This window comes from Niallia circulans NBRC 13626 (assembly GCF_001591585.1).
GTDB classification, from domain to species: Bacteria; Bacillota; Bacilli; order Bacillales; family Cytobacillaceae; genus Niallia; species Niallia circulans.
Window position 1 is genome coordinate 62,950 of the sequence record NZ_BCVE01000017.1, and the last position, 19,908, is coordinate 82,857.

Below are 19,908 nucleotides of genomic sequence, written 5' to 3' on the forward strand. Positions count from 1 at the left end.
ACAAGGAGGACTTTCGGATGAAAAATAAAGTATGCCCAAAATGCAATAGCGAAGAAATAAAAAAAGGGCTAATGGCAGCAACTGTTGGACAAGTTCATATGTATTCCGAAAAAAACCTTAGGAAGAAACCCTCTCCCATATCAGCAGAATATTGTGCTCACTGCGGTTACATTGTAGCCTTATATGTGGACAATCCCAACATTTAGGATAATTCATTTACTTAAACTTGATTATCAAAATCATAGTTCATTCCTATGTCAAACGATATTATGATTCAAAAAAACAAGCTACTTCTCAGCAGCTTGTTTCTTAAGATTGATATTTTGATTGGAGTTTAGGAACACTCTTAAAGTTTTTCACGTTGATTTCAATATCATCAGTATCCAGCGTCGGAAACGCCTCTTCTTTAGATGATTTCCAAATATCCCGATGATATCGGTAAAGGTAATTCTCAAATTGATATATCTGCGTCAATTTCCCTGCTTTTTTCATAAGAAGTGTATATTTCTTCTACAAGTTGTTTCTTTAGCTGCTTTTTCATTTTATTAGCATTTGTTCTTTTATTCGAAGTTAGAACAGTTGCATCTATATTTATTTTCAGCCCAAAAGAATATTTCTTTTTATCTTTATTTACTACCTGTCTTAATTTCGGTTTAATCAATTCGATCTCCATTTCATTATTATCAATATCGAGATTTAGCTTAGTACGGACAGTTTCATTGTTTACCCGGATATATCCAGATAAGTCATCGGTGTTTAAAAAGCCCTTCCAATCTTTCTCTTTAATGAGATGGGCTCCGTTAATAGTTGGGACAACATAATCTTGCTCATCTTCTTTAATTATTTCCTTATTCACCACTAGAGATGGCAAAAGAATGGTATTGATTTTTTCGTTAAATTGATACATGAATTTTTGTAAAGTTAAAGGAGGAACCGTAGAGCTTTGATGCTGCATGGCATCTGGATAACTTATTTGCGACTCATTAAATGGATAATAAAAAGGAATCTTAGCTGTGAATATATCCTCAATAGCCTGATTTGTTCCATAAACCTTCCCTGTCAATCTAATATTATAGCTAGAATCAAGAGCATTTAATGTTGGTTTTAATTTGCTTTTCAACAGTGATTTTCCGAATACAATAACTTTCACTTGGTCAAAATTCAAAGGTAATTGAATTCCTTTATTTATTTGGTCGATAGCATCTTCAATCGACTTAGCAGTCCCATTTCCTAACCACACCTTACTAGGTTGATCCCCCTTGCCCTGTTCTGATTTGGCAACATTTAAAAAATCCAAGAACTGAACAGTTACAATATATTGGTTATCTTTAAAGTCAATCCCTAAACCCACTGCATATGCTTGATATTGAATTTCTTTTATATTTGTACATCCTGCAAGGAAGAAAAGAGAAACGAAAGCAATAACTATTTTTTTCATTTAGTCACCTTTTCTTTTTCCATCTTTAATGGATAAACCAGCATTTCTTTTCTTTAGAAGATTATTAGGTATACGTAGAAACGTAAACAATATATCTTTCCCATATGGGGTCGTTATATTCGAAAACATCGGAATACCGAAGGAATCTAGCCTTGCTATATACAGGATGATGAAAATAAAGCTTAAGAAAAAACCGTAAATGCCCAAAAAATAACTTATTAATAAGACAAAAACACGAAAATAAAATAAATTTCCTGCCAAAGAGCGATTTACTAATGTAAAGCTTGTTAGCGCGGTTATTCCTATTATTACAAGCATCGATGGAGAAGTGATTCCCCCTCTTATCGCAGCATCACCGATGATTAAGCCACCAAGGACAGAAACTGTTTGTCCGATCCCTTTGGGCAATCGAGAGCCCGCTTCAAAAAACAATTCAAACATTACAACCATTAGGAGCGATTCAATTAAAGGGGAAAAAGGCAATCCTAGTCTAGATACAGAGATTGTTGCTAGGATTGGTAATGGCAATTGTCCTACATGATGGGTAATTATTGCTGTATAAAAACCTGGAAGCAAAATGGTTGTAAAAATTCCAATAATCCGTAAAGTTCTTTGCAAGGAAGTATAATAAAAACTTGAATTTTCATCCTCTGCCGATTTAAATAAAAGGGATAAATCAACAGGTGCAATTAATGCTGTGGGTGAACCATCCACCACAATGGCAAATCTTCCTTGATTTAGGGCCTGAACGATAAAATCTGCTCTTCCAGAATAGTGGATAGTCGGAATTAAGGAAAACTTACGTGGTTCTAGATATTCCGTTAAAATATTGGAACTAGTTAAAACATCGATATCTACCTGAGAAAGGCGCTTCTTAATATCTGCAAGAATTTCATTATTCACAATATCATTCATATAAAGAAGACCCACTTTTGTATTTGTTCTTTTTTCAATTGTATATTCCTTTATAACGAAAGAAGAGGTACGTAGTCTTTTACGAATTAAGCCTATATTTGTATTTATATCTTCTACAAATCCATCTTTTGGTCCGACCGCTGATACCTCCACGACAGATTCATCAGGCTGTCTGCTGGGAAATTTCTTTATATCATAAAGATAAAGTTTCTCTCCTGGGGGAATTACTAGTAGCTTTCCGGAGAAAACTTCTTCTTGAATTTTTTCTCGATTAAATTCTTTTTTATTAAAGCTTTCCATCTGGACATATTGATAGATATCCGACTCTTCCGCCCCAAACTCTGGAAGATGTATAGTTTTAATCATGCTTGTATCCGTCAGTGGTACACAATATACCATGATAATCTGTAATTCTCCCTTATCCTCTTTCACTATAATATCAGAGGATTCATTAAATAATTGTTTTAACGCTTCTGACGTAAAAAGAGGATAATCCACAAACTTCAACTCCTAGTCGCTTTTTTTCTTTTCCCTATAAATAGAGTTAAGGTTACTATCTGGATGATCAATAACACCAAGGATATTGGTCTAAAATAAAGGAAAACAACTTCTGAAAATATACTTTGATCCACAGGAATAAGCAGTGCGATAAATAAAAAAACATAAAGTAAAGTTAACAGCTTGCTGTTCTTTTCATCCTTTGTAAAAATAAGACTTGTAAGTAAAACAAATAAACTGATTCGGACGACCCCACCAGATAACCATTGATAAATTGCAAAAAAATCGGTGTGTGAAATATACTTTCCAATAGCTATTAAACGCCATTGTTCATATGCTGGATAACGATATTGGGAAGCAAGCTCTGGTCCGAATTCAACAATTGCCCCTATTGTCGGACCTATCATTAAACCTATAATGAAAACACTTAAAACAATGAGCTGCTTCTTTTTGATTGATTTTTTTAAGATTGAGGATAGAAAAAGAATAACAAAAAGCTCTATTATTGGTAAAAACGTATATACAAGCCCTTTTGAAACAGGGATAAATCCGTTTTCTAATATCGGTAATAATAATTCATAGTTTTTATTCTCCGTATTTGCAAAGGAAATAAAGAAGCCTAAGAAAATCACAATTGGGCATAGAATAGTGCTCAATATCCCCATAGAGAATAATCCTAAATTACTGCACAGCAAACATAAAAAAAAGCAAAGTGCCTCCAAGCAAAAAAATACTATAGTCTTTCATATAAGTTAATTGCGACCAGAAAACAATATCTTTCGCCGTAATAAAAGCACTAATATACATATATATACCTAATGGTACTAAAAAATAATAGTATTGTAAGGTGCTGCTATACTGTTTCACTATTTTAATGAAAGAGTCCGTATGTATAATGGTATTAATTTTATTTAGTAAGAACACCCAAAGTGGCACAAAAATCAGCGCTAATAAGACACTAATCCACGCATCTCTTCTAACTATTGTTAAAATGCCTGGAATTATTTCCACATGGGCAAATAGGCCAACTGATAGAAGAACTAGATATACAATGGATATATATCGTAATGTATTTTGCATAATCATTCCTTTTTCTGTTTAGTATGAACTTATTATGTGTAATAAAATATTTTTTATTACTTTTCGCTATGAAACTAATCGAACCAATATGTACATTCAGCACATGCCGATGTCCTTAAATTCTCCAAAAAAAAGAAAAAGTCCATTCCTTGAAGTTAATCTCTTCCTTAGGAATGAACTCTTTAGCTATCTCTTATTTTTTTCTTATAAAAGTTATTACAATCGCAGCTAGAGATAAAACAATAGCGATAATTGATAATATCGTATTTATATTAGTACCTTCATTTGCATGCTCGGCATCTTTGTCTTCCTGTTGATCATCTGCTGCATCATCCGTTTTTGTGCTATGTCCATGACTGTCAACCGTTTCATTGGATTGAGCAATACTAGTGATAGAATGAGGCAGTTCTGCATCACTGTCTCCAGTCCATTCCACAATGCTGCCATCTGTATAGTACTGGAATGCATCCCATGCAATATCGCCAGGCTCTTTGGGATTTTGTGCTCTAAAGGTAAAGTCGCGATATTGACCAGCCTTAATCGCAGTCTCTTCTGATTCTGCCTCCCAAGTTACAGTTGCCACTTTATCATTATCATCGGTAGTTGTAGTCGTTTTCCAGCCATCGACAGGTTCATACATTTTAAACTCCACATTATCTGGAATTTTAATCGTCACTTTTGTTGTATCCACATCTTTTTCAACTGGAATTCTTACAGTATACGTTTCCCAAGCCTCTGTAGTAGACTGGGATGGATTCACGGTAACATGGGCGCTGACTGGTAATGCTATAAAGAAGACAGCCGCTAATGCTACTAATCCAGATAAAAATTTCTTTTTATGTATCATTTCAAATCTCCTTTCCTTATTTCTGCAGTTTTGCAAAAAGAGAGGTTAACACTACTTTGAATGTGTTAACCTCTTTCATCATATCAAATAGAGATACTTCGTTCAAAGAAAAAACAGCTTGGATTATGTCTATTCTGTGAACATTTTATGACAAATGTACTTTTAAATGACCTATTCCCCATTTTAGCCAAAATAATTCATCTTTAATCAAGGGGTTTATCTTTCTATTACATTGCCTCTGGTGCGGCAATTCCTAGTAATCTTAAGCCTTCTTTCAAAACAAGTGTTACAGCATATACGAGAGAAAGTCTCGCTTCTTTTCCGCTATTTTCCTCTAAAATTTGAACATGCGCATAATACTTATTAAATGTTTTTGCTAAATCAATAACGTACTTTGCCACTTCAGAAGGATCATATTGCACAATCGCCTTTTCCACAATTGTCGGAAAGTCCATTAAAAGCTTTACAATTGGAAAACTTAGCTGATCCCATTGTAATTGGTCTATATTAGCTGGTGGGAAGAAATTACCTTTCCGCAGTAAGGAACAGGCTCTTGCATGTGTGTATTGGATATATGGTCCTGTTTCTCCTTCAAACTTCAACATATCTTCTAGAGAAAACTCAATATCTGTTAGGCGATAATGCTTTAAGTCATGAAAGATAATTGCTCCTGTTCCTACTTGTTTTGCCACTTCTTCTTTATTTTCAAGAGAAGGGTTTTTTTCTTCGATATTTTTCTCCGCTAATTGAATAGCTGCTTGAAGCACTTCTTCTAATAAAACAACTTTCCCTTTTCTCGTTGACATCTTCTTGCCGTCTTTCAGCATCATACCAAATGGAATATGAGCCATCCCTTCTGCCCAATCATAGCCCATTTTCTCTAACACTTGAAATAGCTGCTTAAAATGGAGAGTTTGTTCATTTCCTACTACGTATAAACTTTTCACAAAATGATAGTTTTCTTGACGATAGATCGCTGCAGCTAAATCCCGTGTGGCATAAAGTGTCGCACCGTCTCTCTTTTTGATTAAACACGGTGGGAAGTCTTCAAGCTCTACTACTTGTGCCCCTTCTGATTCTACTAAAAGCTGCTTCTCCTTTAATAACTCGACAACCCTTCCCATCTTGTCGTTAAAAAAAGCTTCGCCATCATTTGAATCAAATGTAATTCCTAATAGTTGATAGATTTTATTAAACTCTTCTAACGATTCTTTTCGAAACCATTTCCAAAGATTAATGGCTTCTTCATTTCCCTGTTCTAGATAGTTAAACCATTTTCTCCCTTCTTCATTTAGCGAGGGGTCTTCATCTGCTTTTTCATGAAACTTCACGTACAGCTTTAATAATTCTTTAATAGGATTCTTCTGCACTTCCTCTTCGTTTCCCCATCGTTTATAGGCGACGATTAATTTACCAAACTGGGTCCCCCAATCACCAAGATGATTAATGCGAATCGGTGTGTAGCCATTTTTCTCGGCAATAAGGCCAAGAGCATTGCCGATAACAGTGGAACGCAAATGCCCCATGGAAAACGGCTTTGCAATATTAGGTGAAGACAAATCAATTGTCATGACTCCTTTATTCGTAGGTAAATCCCCATAATGCTCCTTTTGTTCGAGAACCTCCTTGATTACTTTAGAGGCAATTAATTGCTGATTTAAAAAAATATTAATATAAGCTCCTACCACTTCGACATGATCAATCAGCGGAGATTCTATCTTTTGAGAAAACTCTTCCGCAATTAACGTAGGTGCTTTCCGCAATTTTTTGGCAAGTGTAAAACAAGGAAAAGCGAGATCTCCTAAATGATCATATTTCGGTTTTTCCAATAACTGTTCAATCGTTTCTGGTGATAATTCTACATCTAATTGTGTTGCTAATACGTTTGCTAGTTCTGATTTGATGTTCATCTATATTCTCCTTTTCTATATTAGATATTTTAATAAAATAAAAAAACTCCCGCCCCTTCATACGAAGAGGCGAGAGCTTATAATTCCCGCGGTACCACTCTAATTGTTATTTTCATAACCACTTAAATCAGTTAACGGCCTGTTACCGATCATGCCTACTCCTTTTCAGCATGATATCTCCAAAGTGCGTTTCACTGCTTGCTCCACATTAGGCTTCCACCATCCCTAATTCGCTATTGCTTTACAACCAGCTACTCTCTTTTTCTACGATTTTCTATATTTTTTCTTATTATACACACACTTTTCGGAAGAATCCAATACTTTTTTATTTTTATAAAAGAAAGACAAGCGCCAATCATTTCCGTTTACATATAGTAATGGAGGAGGTGAAACATTTATGAATACTCAAAATCGAGCTTTTGACAGACATATTGGGGCCGTTGGTCCTATTGGTGCAGTTGGTCCTGTTGGAGCCGGTGGTTTTGCAGGCGTGGGGCATGGCGCAGTGGGAATCGGGGCTATCCCCCTTGGTGCAGTTACACCATCAGCTAGCTTTGCTGGAGGCAACCCTCTATTTTATACGCCTTTTCATCATAGCCCTGCTATTCAACACCATTGGAATTATGGTCAGCATTTCCCAGCATACTCACAACCATATGGCTATAATCCCGCTTATTCTACTTACGGATATTATCCCTATTATTGATTTCAGAAAAAAGGCAGCAACTAGATTCCATCCATTTAGAGAAATTCTAGTTGCTGCCTTTTTATGCTGTTGATATTATTCCGCTATGCTTATTTGTTTATTTTTTCGCCAGATTGCGAAGGTTACTGCTAATCCATCATGGGAAAGAATCTTATAGAGACGCTCCTACCGAGAAAAGAGCTTTGTTAGGACAAGCTCCTACTAATGCCAGTGCATCAGCAGATACAGATACTGGCGGCAATCATCAGCAAATAATAGTTTTACAACAGATAACGAGTAGTGCATGGAGGCAAAGGGAAATGCACCTATCGGGAACAATGGAGGTGCATCTAGTTTTGTCGGCTAAACTACTGTGCTTTTGAACGCTACTTTTCCCTTGGTTCCTTTGAATAATGGTGTTCATCCCCTTTATGAACGCAACTTTTTCCTTGGTTCCTCTAAATAATGGCTTTCATCTTCTTTATGAACACCTTTTTTCCCCGGTTTCTTTAAATAATGGTGTTCATTCCCTTTATGAACGCATTTTTTCCCTTGCTTCCTCAAAATTATGGGGTTTCATCCCCTTTATGAACACCACTTTCCCCTAGGTTCCTCTATAAAATGGTTTTCAATCTATTAAAATACTGAATCTCCTTGCTATACTCCAAGTCTAGCATCCCTCTCTCTTAACTGACATATCCCCCCCTATAACAATCATCCTTAAATATCAAAAAAACGATGGAATTTGACACTATGCCCGCATAGTCATTCCATCGCTTTTTGTTATTTAACTGGAATCCATATTTCAGAGTAGCAATTTTCGCTTGACGGATCATCATCTGTATAGCGTTCAAAGGAAATAAATCCTGCTTGTTGATAACCACTGGACGGCATCCATTCCGAATATATTTGCTTCCAAACCTTCTGCATACTTTGCGGCATTGGTCCATGCACCTCAAAAACTGCCCACTTGGATGCTGAAATAACGAGCTGAGCATATTTTTCAGATTTATCCTCTGTTGCAACCGCTATCCAGTAATCCATATCCTTACCCGCTGCTTCTGACTCCTCTACACAAACGCCAAGAACACCTGGAATTTCTCCCCTAGTCAGCATCAGAAGCTCGTTCACTGTTCCATTCTTATTAACTTCATCCCAGAGTTTTGGAATCTCACGGAGATTTTCATCTTCCTTAAAAGTATAAGATTTTTTCATCCCGACAATCGTAAATGCCTCTTTCTCCACTACTTTTACTTTCATTGGTTCTGCCCCTTTCAGCTGTACTTGAATGACTAGTGGATTGTATATTTTTAGACTACCAATTCCTCGTCTCGTTTCACTTGGTGTAACTCCATGCTGTCTGCGATATGCTTTCGTAAATGCTTCTGGTGTATCATATCCATATCTTAATGCAATATCGATTATCTTTTCTCTTGAATGAAGCAAGCTTTGACCAGCCATTGATAGTCTGCGTCGCCTAATATACTCTCCCACTGGTATTTCCGTAAGGATTGTAAATGTTCGTTGAAAGTGAAATATTGAAACATTTGCGACACGCGCAATCGCTTCAATTTCAAGCTTTTCTTCCAAATTATTTTCGATATATATTAATGCCTTTTGTAACCCTTCCAACCATGTCACATTCATCACATCCTTAAAAATAGCATACATGGATTACTGTTGGTTTTCCTGTTCATTTATGCTTGCTTTTGACAGATATATCCTTGGTTTTCTTCTCATCAATATATCGGATTAAAGAAAGGATATACCGCCCTAAGTAAATACAAAAAAAGGCACCAAAATAATAAGTGCTGCTAAGTAATTGGCAAATAGCTTCTTACTGGCAATAAATAATATTAAAAACACTAGTGTGATCAACAAATTGAATATTGGATGATTTTTCATTCATTTCCCTTCCTTTTTTATAGATAAAATATGTATCGTCACGATAAAATAGGCTGTCTATCCCTAGCTCTAGGTTTAGACAACCTTATTCGACCCTAATAGAAAACGTATAATTGGGAGTTCCTTGATCCCATTTAGCATAAATCATATAAACATATGTTCCTTTTTTGGCTGGCACTGTCATTTTATTTTTATCTACTTTAATAAATTCCTCTTCTCCATCTTCAAACACTTCTGCAACCTGTAAAGATCCAGCTAATGGCTTTTTATTAAAATCGATGGTAATCGTTGAATTCGGTTCCACTTTCACAGAACCATTTTGTAACCCCATATCCCATGGAGATGCATAGACATAATCAACACAAGATCCTTTTAATGAACCTTGCCAGCAATTAGAACCAATTGTTGTCGGAATTCTATTATTCTTCCATAATACCTCAGGTTTTGGTGGCTTGGAAAAATAAATCGTATCCATTAGAACCCAAATACAGGCAAAAATAAAAGCAATTATTGTTACCACCATAAACATGTGAACCTTTTTGTCCCCTTTCATTCCTCTTTTATATATTGGACGATTGATATTGCAGAAAAGTTTCGATTTTTCTTTATAAATAGAAAATTCCAGCGATATTATTCTTATTCTCCCCCACAGCTTCCTCCACTATCAAACGAGGATCCACAGTCATTTCCTCCATCAAAGAAAGACGCTTGTGAGCTATCTCCTGGATTTCCCTGAAAAGGCGGATAATGATGGTTATTTATATTGTTTGTCTTTTCTTTGCGGGAAAAAATTTGAGCCACGACGATTGCCACAAATACCAACATAATAATTCCAAACATACTTTATTCCTCCCTCACTTGCTGTTCTATTTTATATACGTAGGCTGATTGGAAATAGTTTCATATTTTTTCAATTAAAAAAGCCGAAAAGTAGCAAACTACCTTTCGGATAGATTAATTTATGCTCTTTTCCTTATTTCCTTTACTCTTTCCATAACGGAAGGCTTCTTTTTACTGAAATAATAGAAAATCCCTGTTATCAGTAGAATAATTACAATTAATGCTAATGGATTAATATCTGTAGAGAATACACCATAAGGAATTAACGCAAGGATAAAAAAGTAAAAGAAATTACCTATTGCTGTACCGATAGTAAAAGGACGTATCGATATTTTGCTTATACCAGCAATGATATTTAAAATACTTGTCGGAAAAAACGGAAAAACCCTTCCATAGAACACATAGCGCATCCCTTTTTGTTCGATTTTATCTAACATTTCTTGGTGATTTTGCACTTTTTTGATCACAAAATCTTGGAACCAAAAACGAATGGCTAAGAAGATAATGATTGCAGAAATGATGCTAGAAAACCAGCTCCATAGAAAGCCATAAATGAAGCCAAATGAGTAAAAATTGAGGGTAATTACTAAAATTAAAGGAATAACGGTAAAGCTATTTTGAATAATCATAAGGAATAAACTGACAATAAGTGCATAAGAAATATTCTCTTTAAATGCAGATGTGACTGAATTTAACTCCCCTTCACGAATCGCCTGAAAAATATCAGTGTATCGGAAAAAGATAATAAAGAGGCTGATTGTCACAAAAAACGTAAATGGCTTCCAAAAATGTTTTATATAAATCACCTTTTTCATAAATTATATGTCATATTCTAAAGAGTGGTACACTTAGATGATTCATTTTCTACAGATTTCTTCCTTTTGTTTTTTTATATTATCTGTTTTTCTACCCGTTTCTACTATTTTTCAATCAGGGGGGGATTATTTCTTACCTAAAAAAATAAGTAAGTACATAAAAAGCAGTTAAGTTTTACATAAACATAACTACTTTTTTTACTATACTTTATTTCCATTCTATCAAACTATTTTTTCCTACATGTCCTCTTCTACCCTATCTAACCATTCATTCATAAGCGCAGTAAATAACTTTGCCTGTTCAATCTGCAAGTTATGCCCGGCTCGATCTAAAATTGCAAATGTTGCTCGGGGATAATTCCCTAAAATTGCAAACGCATCTTCATATCCGACTACCGAATCTTGTTTTCCTAGTAAGAAGACAGTTGGTTTTTGAAATAGGACATCATCGACTGGAAAGGAAAATCCGTAGTTCTTTTGAATTTTATTCAAAAATGCTGTATTCGCTATATTGCATCCTGATAAAATTTCATCCTTATATCGTATCCAATTGTATTCATCTAAAACTACTTGATTGGTTTTGAAATCGTTACGTTCTTCTTCTACTAAGTTTGATAAAAATTCATTATCTGCATAAACAATCGTGTGTTCTGGAAGTGTTCTCTTTTCTTTTTCTGGTAAAATCATCGGGCAAATGAATGCTGCGCCTAATATTTGCTCTTTATAAAGCTTGCTGATTCCTCTAGTTAAGTAGCCGCCATAGGATTCTCCTATAATCAGAAAAGGTTGATTAGCAATCTTTGTCTCTATAAAGCTTGCTACTGCTTTTAACATTTCATCGGAATTACTGATTAAGTCATAATCCATGGTTTTCCCCATGCCAGGTAAATCCAAATATATCCTTCTCCATCCATCTTTCTCTCTAAAAACAGGCTCCATACACCCACTCAAGAGTCTATGATCTAGCGTAAATCCATGTAGCATGATAATGGGAATTCCAGTTCCTATATCTTCGTAATATATGTTTGCATTTTTCACTTTGCAGTATGGCATCTTTCTTCCTCCCTATTAATAAAATGTATGTATCTATGGAAGTTCCTTACTCAAATAATGATATATTCAGGTTTTTCTCATAACAGTAGACAAGCAGTGTGTGTAATTGAGCTCTATGATGATAGATATGTGCGACTATTTCTAACAACCACTCGTACCTTGTATAGGTCGCTCCCCAATAAGCTGTAGTCCTTTCTTGTAACTCTATTTCTGTAAGATTCATATAAATATCTTTTAAAGTTTTATAATTTTCTGCAATAGCACTCTTGACATCCTGTATGCTTAATAATGCAACACTCGAATAATATTGATACATCTCTTTTTGTGTTGCACCGTTCGATATCATTAAATCAGCCTTACAAATAACGGCTATGTGCTCTAAAAGCTCACCTATCGAGCGCTTATTACTTGCTGGCTTTTTCTGTAAGTCCGCCTCTTCAATAACTTCAACCATTTGGATTGTTGTTTTTAAAGCTATTTCTATTTGATTTAGTGCACTATTAATATAGGTATTCACTACTAACTCCCTCCTTACAACGAATATATGTTCGCTTTTATATTATAGACGAATCTATCATAAGTTCAATATAAATATTCGTTAATTCCGACTTTTTGATCAAGAAAAAATTCAAACCATCCAAAGTTTTAAGTCTATTAGATCGCTTCCATCTTAAATGTCCTTGTCCAGCTCCTTTTCGATTTGCTATACTTTAAAAGAAACGAACAGGAAGTGTAATTATATGAGACAGGCACTTATTATCATCGACATGCAAGAAATTTTCTTTAACCATCGTGAAAATTATTTATTCGATAGAATTCAACTAGTAAAAAACATCAATATACTAATCAATCAAGCACACGAAAAAGATATTCAGGTTATCTTTATCTAACATACAGATCCAAATGAACAGTCCGAGCTTTATGAGGGGAAGGACGATTGGAACCTCCATCATAATCTATTGTTATCCACTACTGATAAGATAATTAGAAAATCTAAATGGGATGCATTTTACCAAACAGAACTTTTGGATTATTTAAAAAGCAAGAAAATCGAACAGCTTATTTTTGCTGGTGCACAAACGGAGTTTTGTCTTGATACTACTATCAGAGCAGCCTATAGCTTGGGATTTCAGCAGAATCTCCTTTATCAAAACACTCATAGCACCATTAACAGCTCCATTTTAAATGCAGTTGATATTATTAACCACCATGAATCTATTTGGAATAATCGGTTTTTAACAATCATAAATGAAGAACTGAAATTATAAATAAAGACTTGATCGAACAATACACTATGTTATGCACTTTCCATGCTATTTTTATTACTCTAACATCATGGTTTAGGAAAAATAAATGAAAAGATTATACTTAATTGATGGATATGGAGGGTCACCTAAAGTAAATTGGCTTTCTGATATAAAAAAAGACTTTAAGAACTCTTCCATATACAAATAGTGGACAAAACTTGAAATTCCTTTTATTTTATTACCTTTTGGCGGACATTTTACTTCTGGAGAAGGAATTATTGAGATGCCATCCGTCAAACATATTATTAAAGCAAAATGGTTATGACATTTCCAATAGAGAATTTTCTTGGACAAGAAAACAAAGCGATCCTTCCTAAGGGAAGCATCGCTACTTTATCTATTCAGTAAAAAATTCTTAATATGGAGATTAATTATTTTTTTCGGTTGAAGCAGGATTGCTAGTATTTTCTGCATTTTTACGATTTTTAACCCCTTTGCTTTTATAAGGCTTGTTACTCTTTGCTTTATTGGCACTAGCCTGCCAACGATTCCAGCCTTTTTTATCTGTTCCTCTGCCTGTACCGCCTTTACCTTTAGCCTTTGCTTTACTCATAAAATCAACTCCGATTTTTCTAATATATTACGTAACATTAATTAGTCTTATCCTTTTATTCTGGTAAAAAACGTACATAATGAACTATTAGTATATAACAGTCTGCTATTGTTTGAAACATTAACCTTTTCAAGAGTTTATTTCTGGTGCTTTCTCTTCCCTACAACTTACACGTTTTCCCAATAGCCGAGCATGACACTAAAAAATGAAACCTTTTTTCTATCAAATCCGTAGAACATGGTGGGGATGACTTTTATGAAGACGAGAATGGTCTAAACGTAATAAGTTGTGTAAGACAGTCATCTCTTCTACGAATGATAAATTATATAATAAAAAACTATCTTGGGGAGTGAAAAATATGAATAGTACCGTTATCTTGATTATAGCATTAGTAGCAATAGCTATATGGTCTATACAAATATATGAGTTTTTGAAGCCATCAAAAGAACAAAACAATCGCAAAATCGTTTTATTAACATCTGCTGGTTCTTTATTGACAATAATTCTTACCGTTTCATTTTTCCAAAATATCCCGTTTTTTAAATAATGGGAATTTAACTAATTAATTATCCATTACGATGAAAAGAAAAAAGCATATGAAAATCAACCCAGAACTGTAGACAAACTCCTGTATTTTGGAAATGAAAGTTTGAGTAAAGTATATTTATTAATCTCTTTGAATCTGAATGAACCGCGATTTGCCTGCTAAACTGCAGGGTCTCTGACTGAAACTCCCTTTTCCCATAGGGAGTCTTCCCTCTTCACTCCAAGCAATACATAAAAATGCAATTCTACTTCCCCAATATCTTTTTGTCTACTAACTGGTAAATGAACCTTGCTCTTTTTATTTCAAAAATAACAATTCTTTAACAATTTTATTAAATATTCTATTATTGGAAAAAAACGTCGAAAAAAAGGAGTATAATGGAAATAAAAATAGGGGGAGGTTGTTGAAATGATTACTTTATTAGAAGATATTGCCCAACATGGACTAAAAGATACGAAATTATACATCATGAAAACAACTGATTCGTTTGTTATTTCCATCCCTAAAATTAATTGGTCTACCGAAATAAGCAATGCAGAATCTCCACACAATCAATTCGACCATTTACTACATTCCTTAACTTTTCACATGTTTGAAGGTGACTGTTCCCAACTAGCTGAAAGTATCACAAGTTCTATTAGTAAATATGAAACTTCATAATAAATCAAAACTTCCATCAAGTGGAAGTTCATCGCCCACTTGATGGTTTGGTTGTAACTTTCTGATTTAACAGCAAATTCCCCATCTAATTCCCTCCAATAGTTTGATGCTTGCTAACCGTTAAAAGAAGGATAAAATTCCTTTCCCCATTCTATCTTTCTAATTGTATATAATCTGTTATCCTCGTGACTTTTCCTATCCTCTATTTTTCGTTCAATGATATCTTCACTTGTGCGGTCTTCTGGTATTTTTATTTACTTTTGCATGAATTGGTTCCCATACGCTAAAATGATTATAATGACAATAGAATTTTTTAAAGGAGTTTTTATAGTGGATTTACTTTTTACAAGTGAGCGATTAGGTTTTCGTTTATTAACAAAAGAAGATATAGATGCATGTGAACAATTTTGGGGAAATGAGGAAGTAATGAAATATTGTGGCGGCAGCACTTCCTCTGCATTACTGCCTCAAGTTATTGACTTTTATCAGCAATGCCAAGAAGATTTTGGACTCTCCGTTTATGGTGTTATTGATTTGGCAACCAATCAAGTTATTGGAGCAGCAGGCTTTAATATGGAAGATTCCGTTGATCAAGCTGAGCTTATTTTCCATTTCTCCAAACCTAATTGGAATAAAGGGTACGCTACAGAAGCTGGCATTGCCTGTTTAACCTTCGCAAAAGAGCAAGGGAATATCCAAAAAATAAATGCTTCTGCAAGTATTGCGAACAAGGCTTCCTTAGATGTACTTGGCAAAATTGGTTTTCAATATATGGGCATTAAATATTTCGAGGATACCGAGCAAGAAGAAGCTTATTTTGTGTTTGTTTTATAGGTAAATAGATAATAGTTTATTGTAAATAGAGTATAGAAAAAGGGAAATCATCAATTCCCCTTTTTCCATACCTGATGGTTCAGCTTTTTTTAAATATCCGCTTATTCAAGCAGGTTCACTCAAAAAAGGTGTGTGAATCCTTATGTAAGTAAACGTCTACTTCTAATTTCTGAAATAACGATTATTATCTTATGGAAAATAACTCAATAAACGATCAAAAGAATGAATTTCGGCAAATGGTTTAATCTCGGTGGGATTTCTTGATCCTGCGAGGAGTAAACCATCCACCTTTTATGGGCATTTTGACACCATTTATATCTATTTCGATGTCATTCTCAAAATTCCACATAAAAAGGTTGTCGCTTCTCATCCAAACAGTATTCTATTCTTTGTCTAAAATTCTTATATTTCACCATGTTGAGCGCTTCCTCAATAGGGAAAAATCCTACTTCTAAACTTTCTGGTGATGTAGTAAATTCCCCGCCAACCGGTTTAGCTAAGAATAATGTATTGCATATAGAACCATTGACATTTTGAAAGATTCCACAAAATTTTATTACTTCAATATCAATTCCTGATTCCTCTTTTGTTTCTCTTATCGCAGCAGCTTTCAGTGACTCTCCCTCTTCCACTTGGCCACCTGGCATTTCCCAGCCTCTTTTGGGTCCTTTGATTAATAAAATTTCCTTTTGTTCATTGATGACTATCGAAGCAGTCGAAACAATATGTTTAGGCGGCGCATATTGCGGTTGTGTATTTTGAGTCAATTGCTTTCCCCCATCCCTTCTTTTTGCGATTTTTTGCAATCTTTCCATTATTTTACCATAAATTTCTCCTACGAAAAAATACCTCCTTTTCTAGTTGAAAAGAAAGTACTTTTTCGTATTTATTTTTTCACCATTTCAATGGCTCTATTAACTGCTTTGCGGGCTAATTCTTTCTCTCCTAGGTTATCATCGGCCTGAAGCATTTCCATTACTATTTTTGTTGCTGTCTTTTTATTGCGAGTAATCGGAAATATTAAGGCATACAGCTTGGCTGCTTGTTTTTTATTCATACTTCTTTTCACTACAAATCGCTTAGATTTAATGCGAGCGTAACCTTAAATAGATCGCCATCTGTCTCGATTTTCATCATGCCTTGGTGTAGATCCATGATTGATTTCGCAATCGCAAGTCCTAGACCTGATCCTTCTGTATGCCTCGATGTATCCCCGCGTTTAAAACGCTCATATAATTCATCAAGATTATCGTCAAGCTCATACTTAGATATATTTTTAAACTGAAAAATAGCTTGGTCTTTTTCTAGTTTAATGGAAATATAGACACGTGAATGCTCTAAAGAATATTTCAAAATATTGCCTATTAAATTATCAAATACTCTCCAAAGCTTCTGCCCATCTACAGTTGCATAAATCGACGGTTCTTGATTGGTTACACGAAAATCAAGTGTTGTGGCTTTAATTGTTTCATCATATTCACCTAACGCTTGCTGTAAAAGCTGCACTAAGTCTATCTTTTCCTTCTTTAATTCCACATTGCCGCTGACCATTTTCGAAACCTCGAATAAATCATCAATTAGTACTTTTAATCGTTGGGATTTCCGATCGATAATACCTAGATAGCCCTCTTTTTCTTCCTCAGATAGATTTTTATTCTTCAATAATTCCGTATAATTGATGATTGATGTTAAAGGTGTTCGCAAATCATGACTAACATTCGTAATTAACTCTGTTTTTAGGCGTTCGCTTTTTTCTTGAGCATTTTGAGAATAAATCACGCCATTTTTTAGTGTATTGATTGTCTTTGCTAATGCTGAAAGTTCACTAGATGCTTTTATATCTAAGTCACTTACTTTTCGACCGCTCCTGATTTCCTTTGTATATAGAACTAACTGACCTAGAGACTTTGCATTTTTCACTAAATAATGGATGGCTGGGATGCCGATAATTATGACCGCAATAAGAAAGAACAACACAAAAAATGGTTCCACAATCACTGCCATTAAACAAAATCCTAGCGCGAAAACAATCATTAAACAAAGGATTAATTTAGTCAATGGACTTCTACTTGAAAATAATAGCAGCATTGGTTTTCCGATTGTTTTAACACATTTTCCAACAAATGTTTTTGTCCAAATTGATTTATCGCCTTTTACTATTTCCTTATATAATAGAGACATTTGGATAAAGAACAAGAATATAAACAGCCAAGCTAAACAGCCAAATAAAATAATTTCCTTCCAATAGGAGCCGTCATTATATAAATTTAATTCTATTTGATCATTTACTCCCCATACAACTATAATAGCAACAGCTAAACTTATAAGGAGAAAAATTATACCGATATCAATTGGAATTTTCTTATAAAATGGGTATTCCCATTGTATTAAAATACTTCTTTTAGTTAAAAGGAGAATACAGCTGGCAACTAGGCTGATGATACTAATAACACTAAAGTAGATCACTTGCTTTTGTTGCGTTTTATAATTATCCATGTCTTTATGCAGCATACTCTTAGTACTTAAATTGTCAGGAACAGCAATAACTCCTTCAAAGCTGCCGATGTTTTTCTTGATGTTATTTAGAATAGACACTTCTATAGCAACCGCATCGGGATCGCCAAACTCATACCACGGAGAATCTAAAGAAATATAATGCTGTTCCCACTCATCCTTTGGATTTATATGGATATCGCCAAGAAATTTTGTATTTTTCTGATTCAGCTTATTCTCAATTGTTTCGCCCGGAGCAAGATTAACATTTGTTACTTTTTCTCCTGTTTTGTTATTTTCAAAATAATAAAGGAAGGAATCAGTCCAGTCTTTATACTCATATTCTCTATTCTGTAATTCTTGATAGTATTCATCTAATTGTCTTGCTTTTTCTTTCTTAATCTTATCTTCTACGTATTCATCACTTTGGAAATTTTTCGTAATATCAGCGATTTTCTTATCTCTTTCTTCTGTATATAGCTGTTCTGCTTCTGAGCTTCCTGTTTCTTTAGCGGTCTGAATTTGCTCTTCATACTGACTTTTTATGTTTTGAATTTGTTCATTTAAATCACCATAATAATAACGATATTCATTTATTTCTTTAGCTGATACGGTTATTTTTTTCTTTGCCTCTTCAATCGGAATATAATATAACTCATTTTCACTTAGAAGATCCTTATAATAGTGCATTCTTTCTTGAAATATCGATGTTTGATAAAAATCCGTGTGTAAATAACGGTTAAACCACATATCTACAGATACAATTCCACTCAGCGCGAGTGTAATAAGCAGTGTCCAGACAATAAAAAGGCCTTTACTTCTCGATTTTGTAGCCAATGCCCCACACCACCTTTAAGAAGCGAGGATTTTTTGGATCCACTTCAATTTTTTCACGTATTTTTCGTATATGTACTGCTACCGTATTTTCGGCATTGTATCCAGGTTCTTTCCAAACACTTTCATAAATTTCTGCAATGGAGAATACTCTGCCTGCATTTTTCATCAACAAAACAACAATCTTATATTCGATCGGAGTCAGCTTTACACTTTCTCCATTTACGGCGACTTCTTTCGCCTCCTGGTCTAATGTTAATCCATGAAGGTCTATTTTTTTCTTCACCCCATCAAAGGTGCCAAGTGTTACATATCTTCGCAACTGCGATTTCACTCGGGCAACTAGCTCCATTGGATTAAATGGCTTGGTGATATAATCATCTGCCCCTATTTGTAATCCCAATATTTTATCTGTATCCTCGCTTTTAGCTGTCAGCATAATAATCGGAATATTTTTTTGCTCACGAATTTTATAAGTAGCCGAAATTCCATCTAAATTAGGCATCATAATATCCATTAAAATTAAATGAACTGTCTCTCCCACTAAAATCTCCAACGCCTCTATTCCATCACTGGCTTTTAACACCGTAATTCCTTCGTTTTTAAGATATATTTCAATAGCATCTCTTATTTCTTTTTCATCATCCACCACGAGCACATTGACATTCTCCACCTTAAAACCACCTGCTTTCTC

General features: G+C 34.5%; 22 protein-coding genes, 1 pseudogene and 1 other annotated feature. Of the genes and pseudogenes, 6 read left to right on the plus strand and 17 right to left on the minus strand.

The window, feature by feature from the left end:
* The first annotated feature begins 17 nt into the window (after positions 1 to 17).
* Positions 18 to 206 carry a hypothetical protein gene (locus BCI01S_RS18085; protein ID WP_061800524.1) on the plus strand — a complete coding sequence of 63 codons (189 nt, stop codon included), beginning with the start codon at positions 18 to 20 and terminating at the stop codon, positions 204 to 206.
* A gap of 245 nt (positions 207 to 451) precedes the next feature.
* On the opposite strand, the gene BCI01S_RS18090 is transcribed toward BCI01S_RS18085, so the two are convergent.
* From BCI01S_RS18090 to argS, 6 genes are all read right to left on the minus strand, one after another.
* Positions 452 to 1,438, minus strand: a complete 987-nt coding sequence (locus tag BCI01S_RS18090; protein WP_061800527.1) for a Ger(x)C family spore germination protein — start codon at positions 1,436 to 1,438, stop codon at positions 452 to 454.
* Positions 1,439 to 2,851, minus strand: a complete 1,413-nt coding sequence (locus BCI01S_RS18095; RefSeq protein ID WP_061800529.1) for a spore germination protein — start codon at positions 2,849 to 2,851, stop codon at positions 1,439 to 1,441.
* Between the two features lie 5 nt (positions 2,852 to 2,856).
* Positions 2,857 to 3,516 (minus strand): GerAB/ArcD/ProY family transporter, encoded by a 660-nt coding sequence (locus BCI01S_RS18100; protein WP_061800530.1) that lies wholly within the window; start codon positions 3,514 to 3,516, stop codon positions 2,857 to 2,859.
* Between the two features lie 16 nt (positions 3,517 to 3,532).
* Positions 3,533 to 3,931 carry a hypothetical protein gene (locus tag BCI01S_RS18105; RefSeq protein WP_061800532.1) on the minus strand — a complete coding sequence of 133 codons (399 nt, stop codon included), beginning with the start codon at positions 3,929 to 3,931 and terminating at the stop codon, positions 3,533 to 3,535.
* 193 nt (positions 3,932 to 4,124) lie between these two features.
* Complete coding sequence (locus tag BCI01S_RS18110) at positions 4,125 to 4,778, minus strand: YcnI family copper-binding membrane protein (RefSeq protein WP_047940214.1); 654 nt, start codon at positions 4,776 to 4,778, stop codon at positions 4,125 to 4,127.
* Between the two features lie 227 nt (positions 4,779 to 5,005).
* On the minus strand, positions 5,006 to 6,688 hold the full coding sequence (gene argS / locus BCI01S_RS18115; RefSeq protein WP_047940213.1) for an arginine--tRNA ligase: 1,683 nt from the start codon (positions 6,686 to 6,688) through the stop codon (positions 5,006 to 5,008).
* A 62-nt stretch (positions 6,689 to 6,750) separates the two neighbouring features.
* Positions 6,751 to 6,964, minus strand: a binding site (T-box leader).
* Positions 6,965 to 7,085: 121 nt separating this feature from the next.
* Between argS and BCI01S_RS18120 the strand changes: the two genes are divergently transcribed.
* Positions 7,086 to 7,394, plus strand: a complete 309-nt coding sequence (locus BCI01S_RS18120) for a hypothetical protein (protein ID WP_061800535.1) — start codon at positions 7,086 to 7,088, stop codon at positions 7,392 to 7,394.
* 762 nt (positions 7,395 to 8,156) lie between these two features.
* Here BCI01S_RS18120 and BCI01S_RS18130 read toward each other — a convergent pair.
* The 6 genes from BCI01S_RS18130 to BCI01S_RS18155 form a co-directional block, all read right to left on the minus strand.
* Positions 8,157 to 9,014, minus strand: a complete 858-nt coding sequence (locus BCI01S_RS18130; RefSeq protein WP_061800567.1) for an AraC family transcriptional regulator — start codon at positions 9,012 to 9,014, stop codon at positions 8,157 to 8,159.
* 349 nt (positions 9,015 to 9,363) lie between these two features.
* A complete protein-coding gene (locus tag BCI01S_RS18135; RefSeq protein WP_156485458.1) occupies positions 9,364 to 9,831 on the minus strand; it encodes a hypothetical protein in 468 nt (155 codons plus the stop codon).
* 83 nt (positions 9,832 to 9,914) lie between these two features.
* Complete coding sequence (locus BCI01S_RS18140) at positions 9,915 to 10,118, minus strand: hypothetical protein (protein ID WP_047940207.1); 204 nt, start codon at positions 10,116 to 10,118, stop codon at positions 9,915 to 9,917.
* Positions 10,119 to 10,237: 119 nt separating this feature from the next.
* Positions 10,238 to 10,933: a TVP38/TMEM64 family protein gene (locus BCI01S_RS18145; RefSeq protein ID WP_047940206.1), complete on the minus strand. Its 696-nt coding sequence runs from the start codon at positions 10,931 to 10,933 to the stop codon at positions 10,238 to 10,240.
* A gap of 237 nt (positions 10,934 to 11,170) precedes the next feature.
* On the minus strand, positions 11,171 to 11,986 hold the full coding sequence (locus tag BCI01S_RS18150; RefSeq protein ID WP_061800541.1) for an alpha/beta fold hydrolase: 816 nt from the start codon (positions 11,984 to 11,986) through the stop codon (positions 11,171 to 11,173).
* 46 nt (positions 11,987 to 12,032) lie between these two features.
* Complete coding sequence (locus tag BCI01S_RS18155) at positions 12,033 to 12,503, minus strand: DinB family protein (RefSeq protein WP_082810091.1); 471 nt, start codon at positions 12,501 to 12,503, stop codon at positions 12,033 to 12,035.
* A gap of 223 nt (positions 12,504 to 12,726) precedes the next feature.
* On the opposite strand from BCI01S_RS18155, the pseudogene BCI01S_RS18160 reads away from it, so the two are divergent.
* Positions 12,727 to 13,254 (plus strand): annotated as a pseudogene (locus BCI01S_RS18160) (isochorismatase family protein).
* A gap of 406 nt (positions 13,255 to 13,660) precedes the next feature.
* Here BCI01S_RS18160 and BCI01S_RS18165 read toward each other — a convergent pair.
* On the minus strand, positions 13,661 to 13,846 hold the full coding sequence (locus tag BCI01S_RS18165; protein ID WP_047940202.1) for a DUF3934 family protein: 186 nt from the start codon (positions 13,844 to 13,846) through the stop codon (positions 13,661 to 13,663).
* Positions 13,847 to 14,204: 358 nt separating this feature from the next.
* Between BCI01S_RS18165 and BCI01S_RS18170 the strand changes: the two genes are divergently transcribed.
* The 3 genes from BCI01S_RS18170 to BCI01S_RS18180 all read left to right on the plus strand — a co-directional run bounded on the left by BCI01S_RS18170 (position 14,205) and on the right by BCI01S_RS18180 (position 15,887).
* Positions 14,205 to 14,393 (plus strand): hypothetical protein, encoded by a 189-nt coding sequence (locus BCI01S_RS18170; RefSeq protein ID WP_061800543.1) that lies wholly within the window; start codon positions 14,205 to 14,207, stop codon positions 14,391 to 14,393.
* 408 nt (positions 14,394 to 14,801) lie between these two features.
* On the plus strand, positions 14,802 to 15,053 hold the full coding sequence (locus tag BCI01S_RS18175; RefSeq protein ID WP_047940201.1) for a YueH family protein: 252 nt from the start codon (positions 14,802 to 14,804) through the stop codon (positions 15,051 to 15,053).
* Between the two features lie 330 nt (positions 15,054 to 15,383).
* Complete coding sequence (locus BCI01S_RS18180; protein ID WP_061800545.1) at positions 15,384 to 15,887, plus strand: GNAT family N-acetyltransferase; 504 nt, start codon at positions 15,384 to 15,386, stop codon at positions 15,885 to 15,887.
* Positions 15,888 to 16,222: 335 nt separating this feature from the next.
* Here BCI01S_RS18180 and BCI01S_RS18185 read toward each other — a convergent pair whose 3' ends face one another.
* The 4 genes from BCI01S_RS18185 to BCI01S_RS18195 form a co-directional block, all read right to left on the minus strand.
* On the minus strand, positions 16,223 to 16,654 hold the full coding sequence (locus BCI01S_RS18185; RefSeq protein WP_061800573.1) for an NUDIX hydrolase: 432 nt from the start codon (positions 16,652 to 16,654) through the stop codon (positions 16,223 to 16,225).
* Between the two features lie 119 nt (positions 16,655 to 16,773).
* The gene (locus BCI01S_RS25370; protein WP_156485459.1) at positions 16,774 to 16,944 is read right to left on the minus strand and encodes a hypothetical protein; all 171 of its coding nucleotides are present in this window, start codon (positions 16,942 to 16,944) and stop codon (positions 16,774 to 16,776) included.
* Between the two features lie 11 nt (positions 16,945 to 16,955).
* Positions 16,956 to 19,217 carry a histidine kinase dimerization/phospho-acceptor domain-containing protein gene (locus BCI01S_RS18190; protein WP_061800547.1) on the minus strand — a complete coding sequence of 754 codons (2,262 nt, stop codon included), beginning with the start codon at positions 19,215 to 19,217 and terminating at the stop codon, positions 16,956 to 16,958.
* Positions 19,195 to 19,887 (minus strand): response regulator transcription factor, encoded by a 693-nt coding sequence (locus BCI01S_RS18195; protein ID WP_047940291.1) that lies wholly within the window; start codon positions 19,885 to 19,887, stop codon positions 19,195 to 19,197. The genes BCI01S_RS18190 and BCI01S_RS18195 overlap by 23 nt, the downstream gene beginning before the upstream one ends.
* Positions 19,888 to 19,908 lie beyond the last annotated feature (21 nt).

What these genes read in the sequence shown, in the direction of transcription:
- argS (WP_047940213.1), bottom strand. Translation starts at nt 6,688, where the DNA reads ATGAACATCAAATCAGAACTAGCAAACGTATTAGCAACACAATTAGAT.
- BCI01S_RS18165 (WP_047940202.1), bottom strand. Translation starts at nt 13,846, where the DNA reads ATGAGTAAAGCAAAGGCTAAAGGTAAAGGCGGTACAGGCAGAGGAACA.
- BCI01S_RS18170 (WP_061800543.1), top strand. Translation starts at nt 14,205, where the DNA reads ATGAATAGTACCGTTATCTTGATTATAGCATTAGTAGCAATAGCTATA.
- BCI01S_RS25370 (WP_156485459.1), bottom strand. Translation starts at nt 16,944, where the DNA reads ATGAATAAAAAACAAGCAGCCAAGCTGTATGCCTTAATATTTCCGATT.
- BCI01S_RS18085 (WP_061800524.1), top strand. Translation starts at nt 18, where the DNA reads ATGAAAAATAAAGTATGCCCAAAATGCAATAGCGAAGAAATAAAAAAA.
- BCI01S_RS18145 (WP_047940206.1), bottom strand. Translation starts at nt 10,933, where the DNA reads ATGAAAAAGGTGATTTATATAAAACATTTTTGGAAGCCATTTACGTTT.
- BCI01S_RS18120 (WP_061800535.1), top strand. Translation starts at nt 7,086, where the DNA reads ATGAATACTCAAAATCGAGCTTTTGACAGACATATTGGGGCCGTTGGT.
- BCI01S_RS18110 (WP_047940214.1), bottom strand. Translation starts at nt 4,778, where the DNA reads ATGATACATAAAAAGAAATTTTTATCTGGATTAGTAGCATTAGCGGCT.
- BCI01S_RS18175 (WP_047940201.1), top strand. Translation starts at nt 14,802, where the DNA reads ATGATTACTTTATTAGAAGATATTGCCCAACATGGACTAAAAGATACG.
- BCI01S_RS18090 (WP_061800527.1), bottom strand. Translation starts at nt 1,438, where the DNA reads ATGAAAAAAATAGTTATTGCTTTCGTTTCTCTTTTCTTCCTTGCAGGA.
- BCI01S_RS18105 (WP_061800532.1), bottom strand. Translation starts at nt 3,931, where the DNA reads ATGCAAAATACATTACGATATATATCCATTGTATATCTAGTTCTTCTA.
- BCI01S_RS18100 (WP_061800530.1), bottom strand. Translation starts at nt 3,516, where the DNA reads ATGGGGATATTGAGCACTATTCTATGCCCAATTGTGATTTTCTTAGGC.
- BCI01S_RS18150 (WP_061800541.1), bottom strand. Translation starts at nt 11,986, where the DNA reads ATGCCATACTGCAAAGTGAAAAATGCAAACATATATTACGAAGATATA.
- BCI01S_RS18140 (WP_047940207.1), bottom strand. Translation starts at nt 10,118, where the DNA reads ATGTTTGGAATTATTATGTTGGTATTTGTGGCAATCGTCGTGGCTCAA.
- BCI01S_RS18135 (WP_156485458.1), bottom strand. Translation starts at nt 9,831, where the DNA reads ATGAAAGGGGACAAAAAGGTTCACATGTTTATGGTGGTAACAATAATT.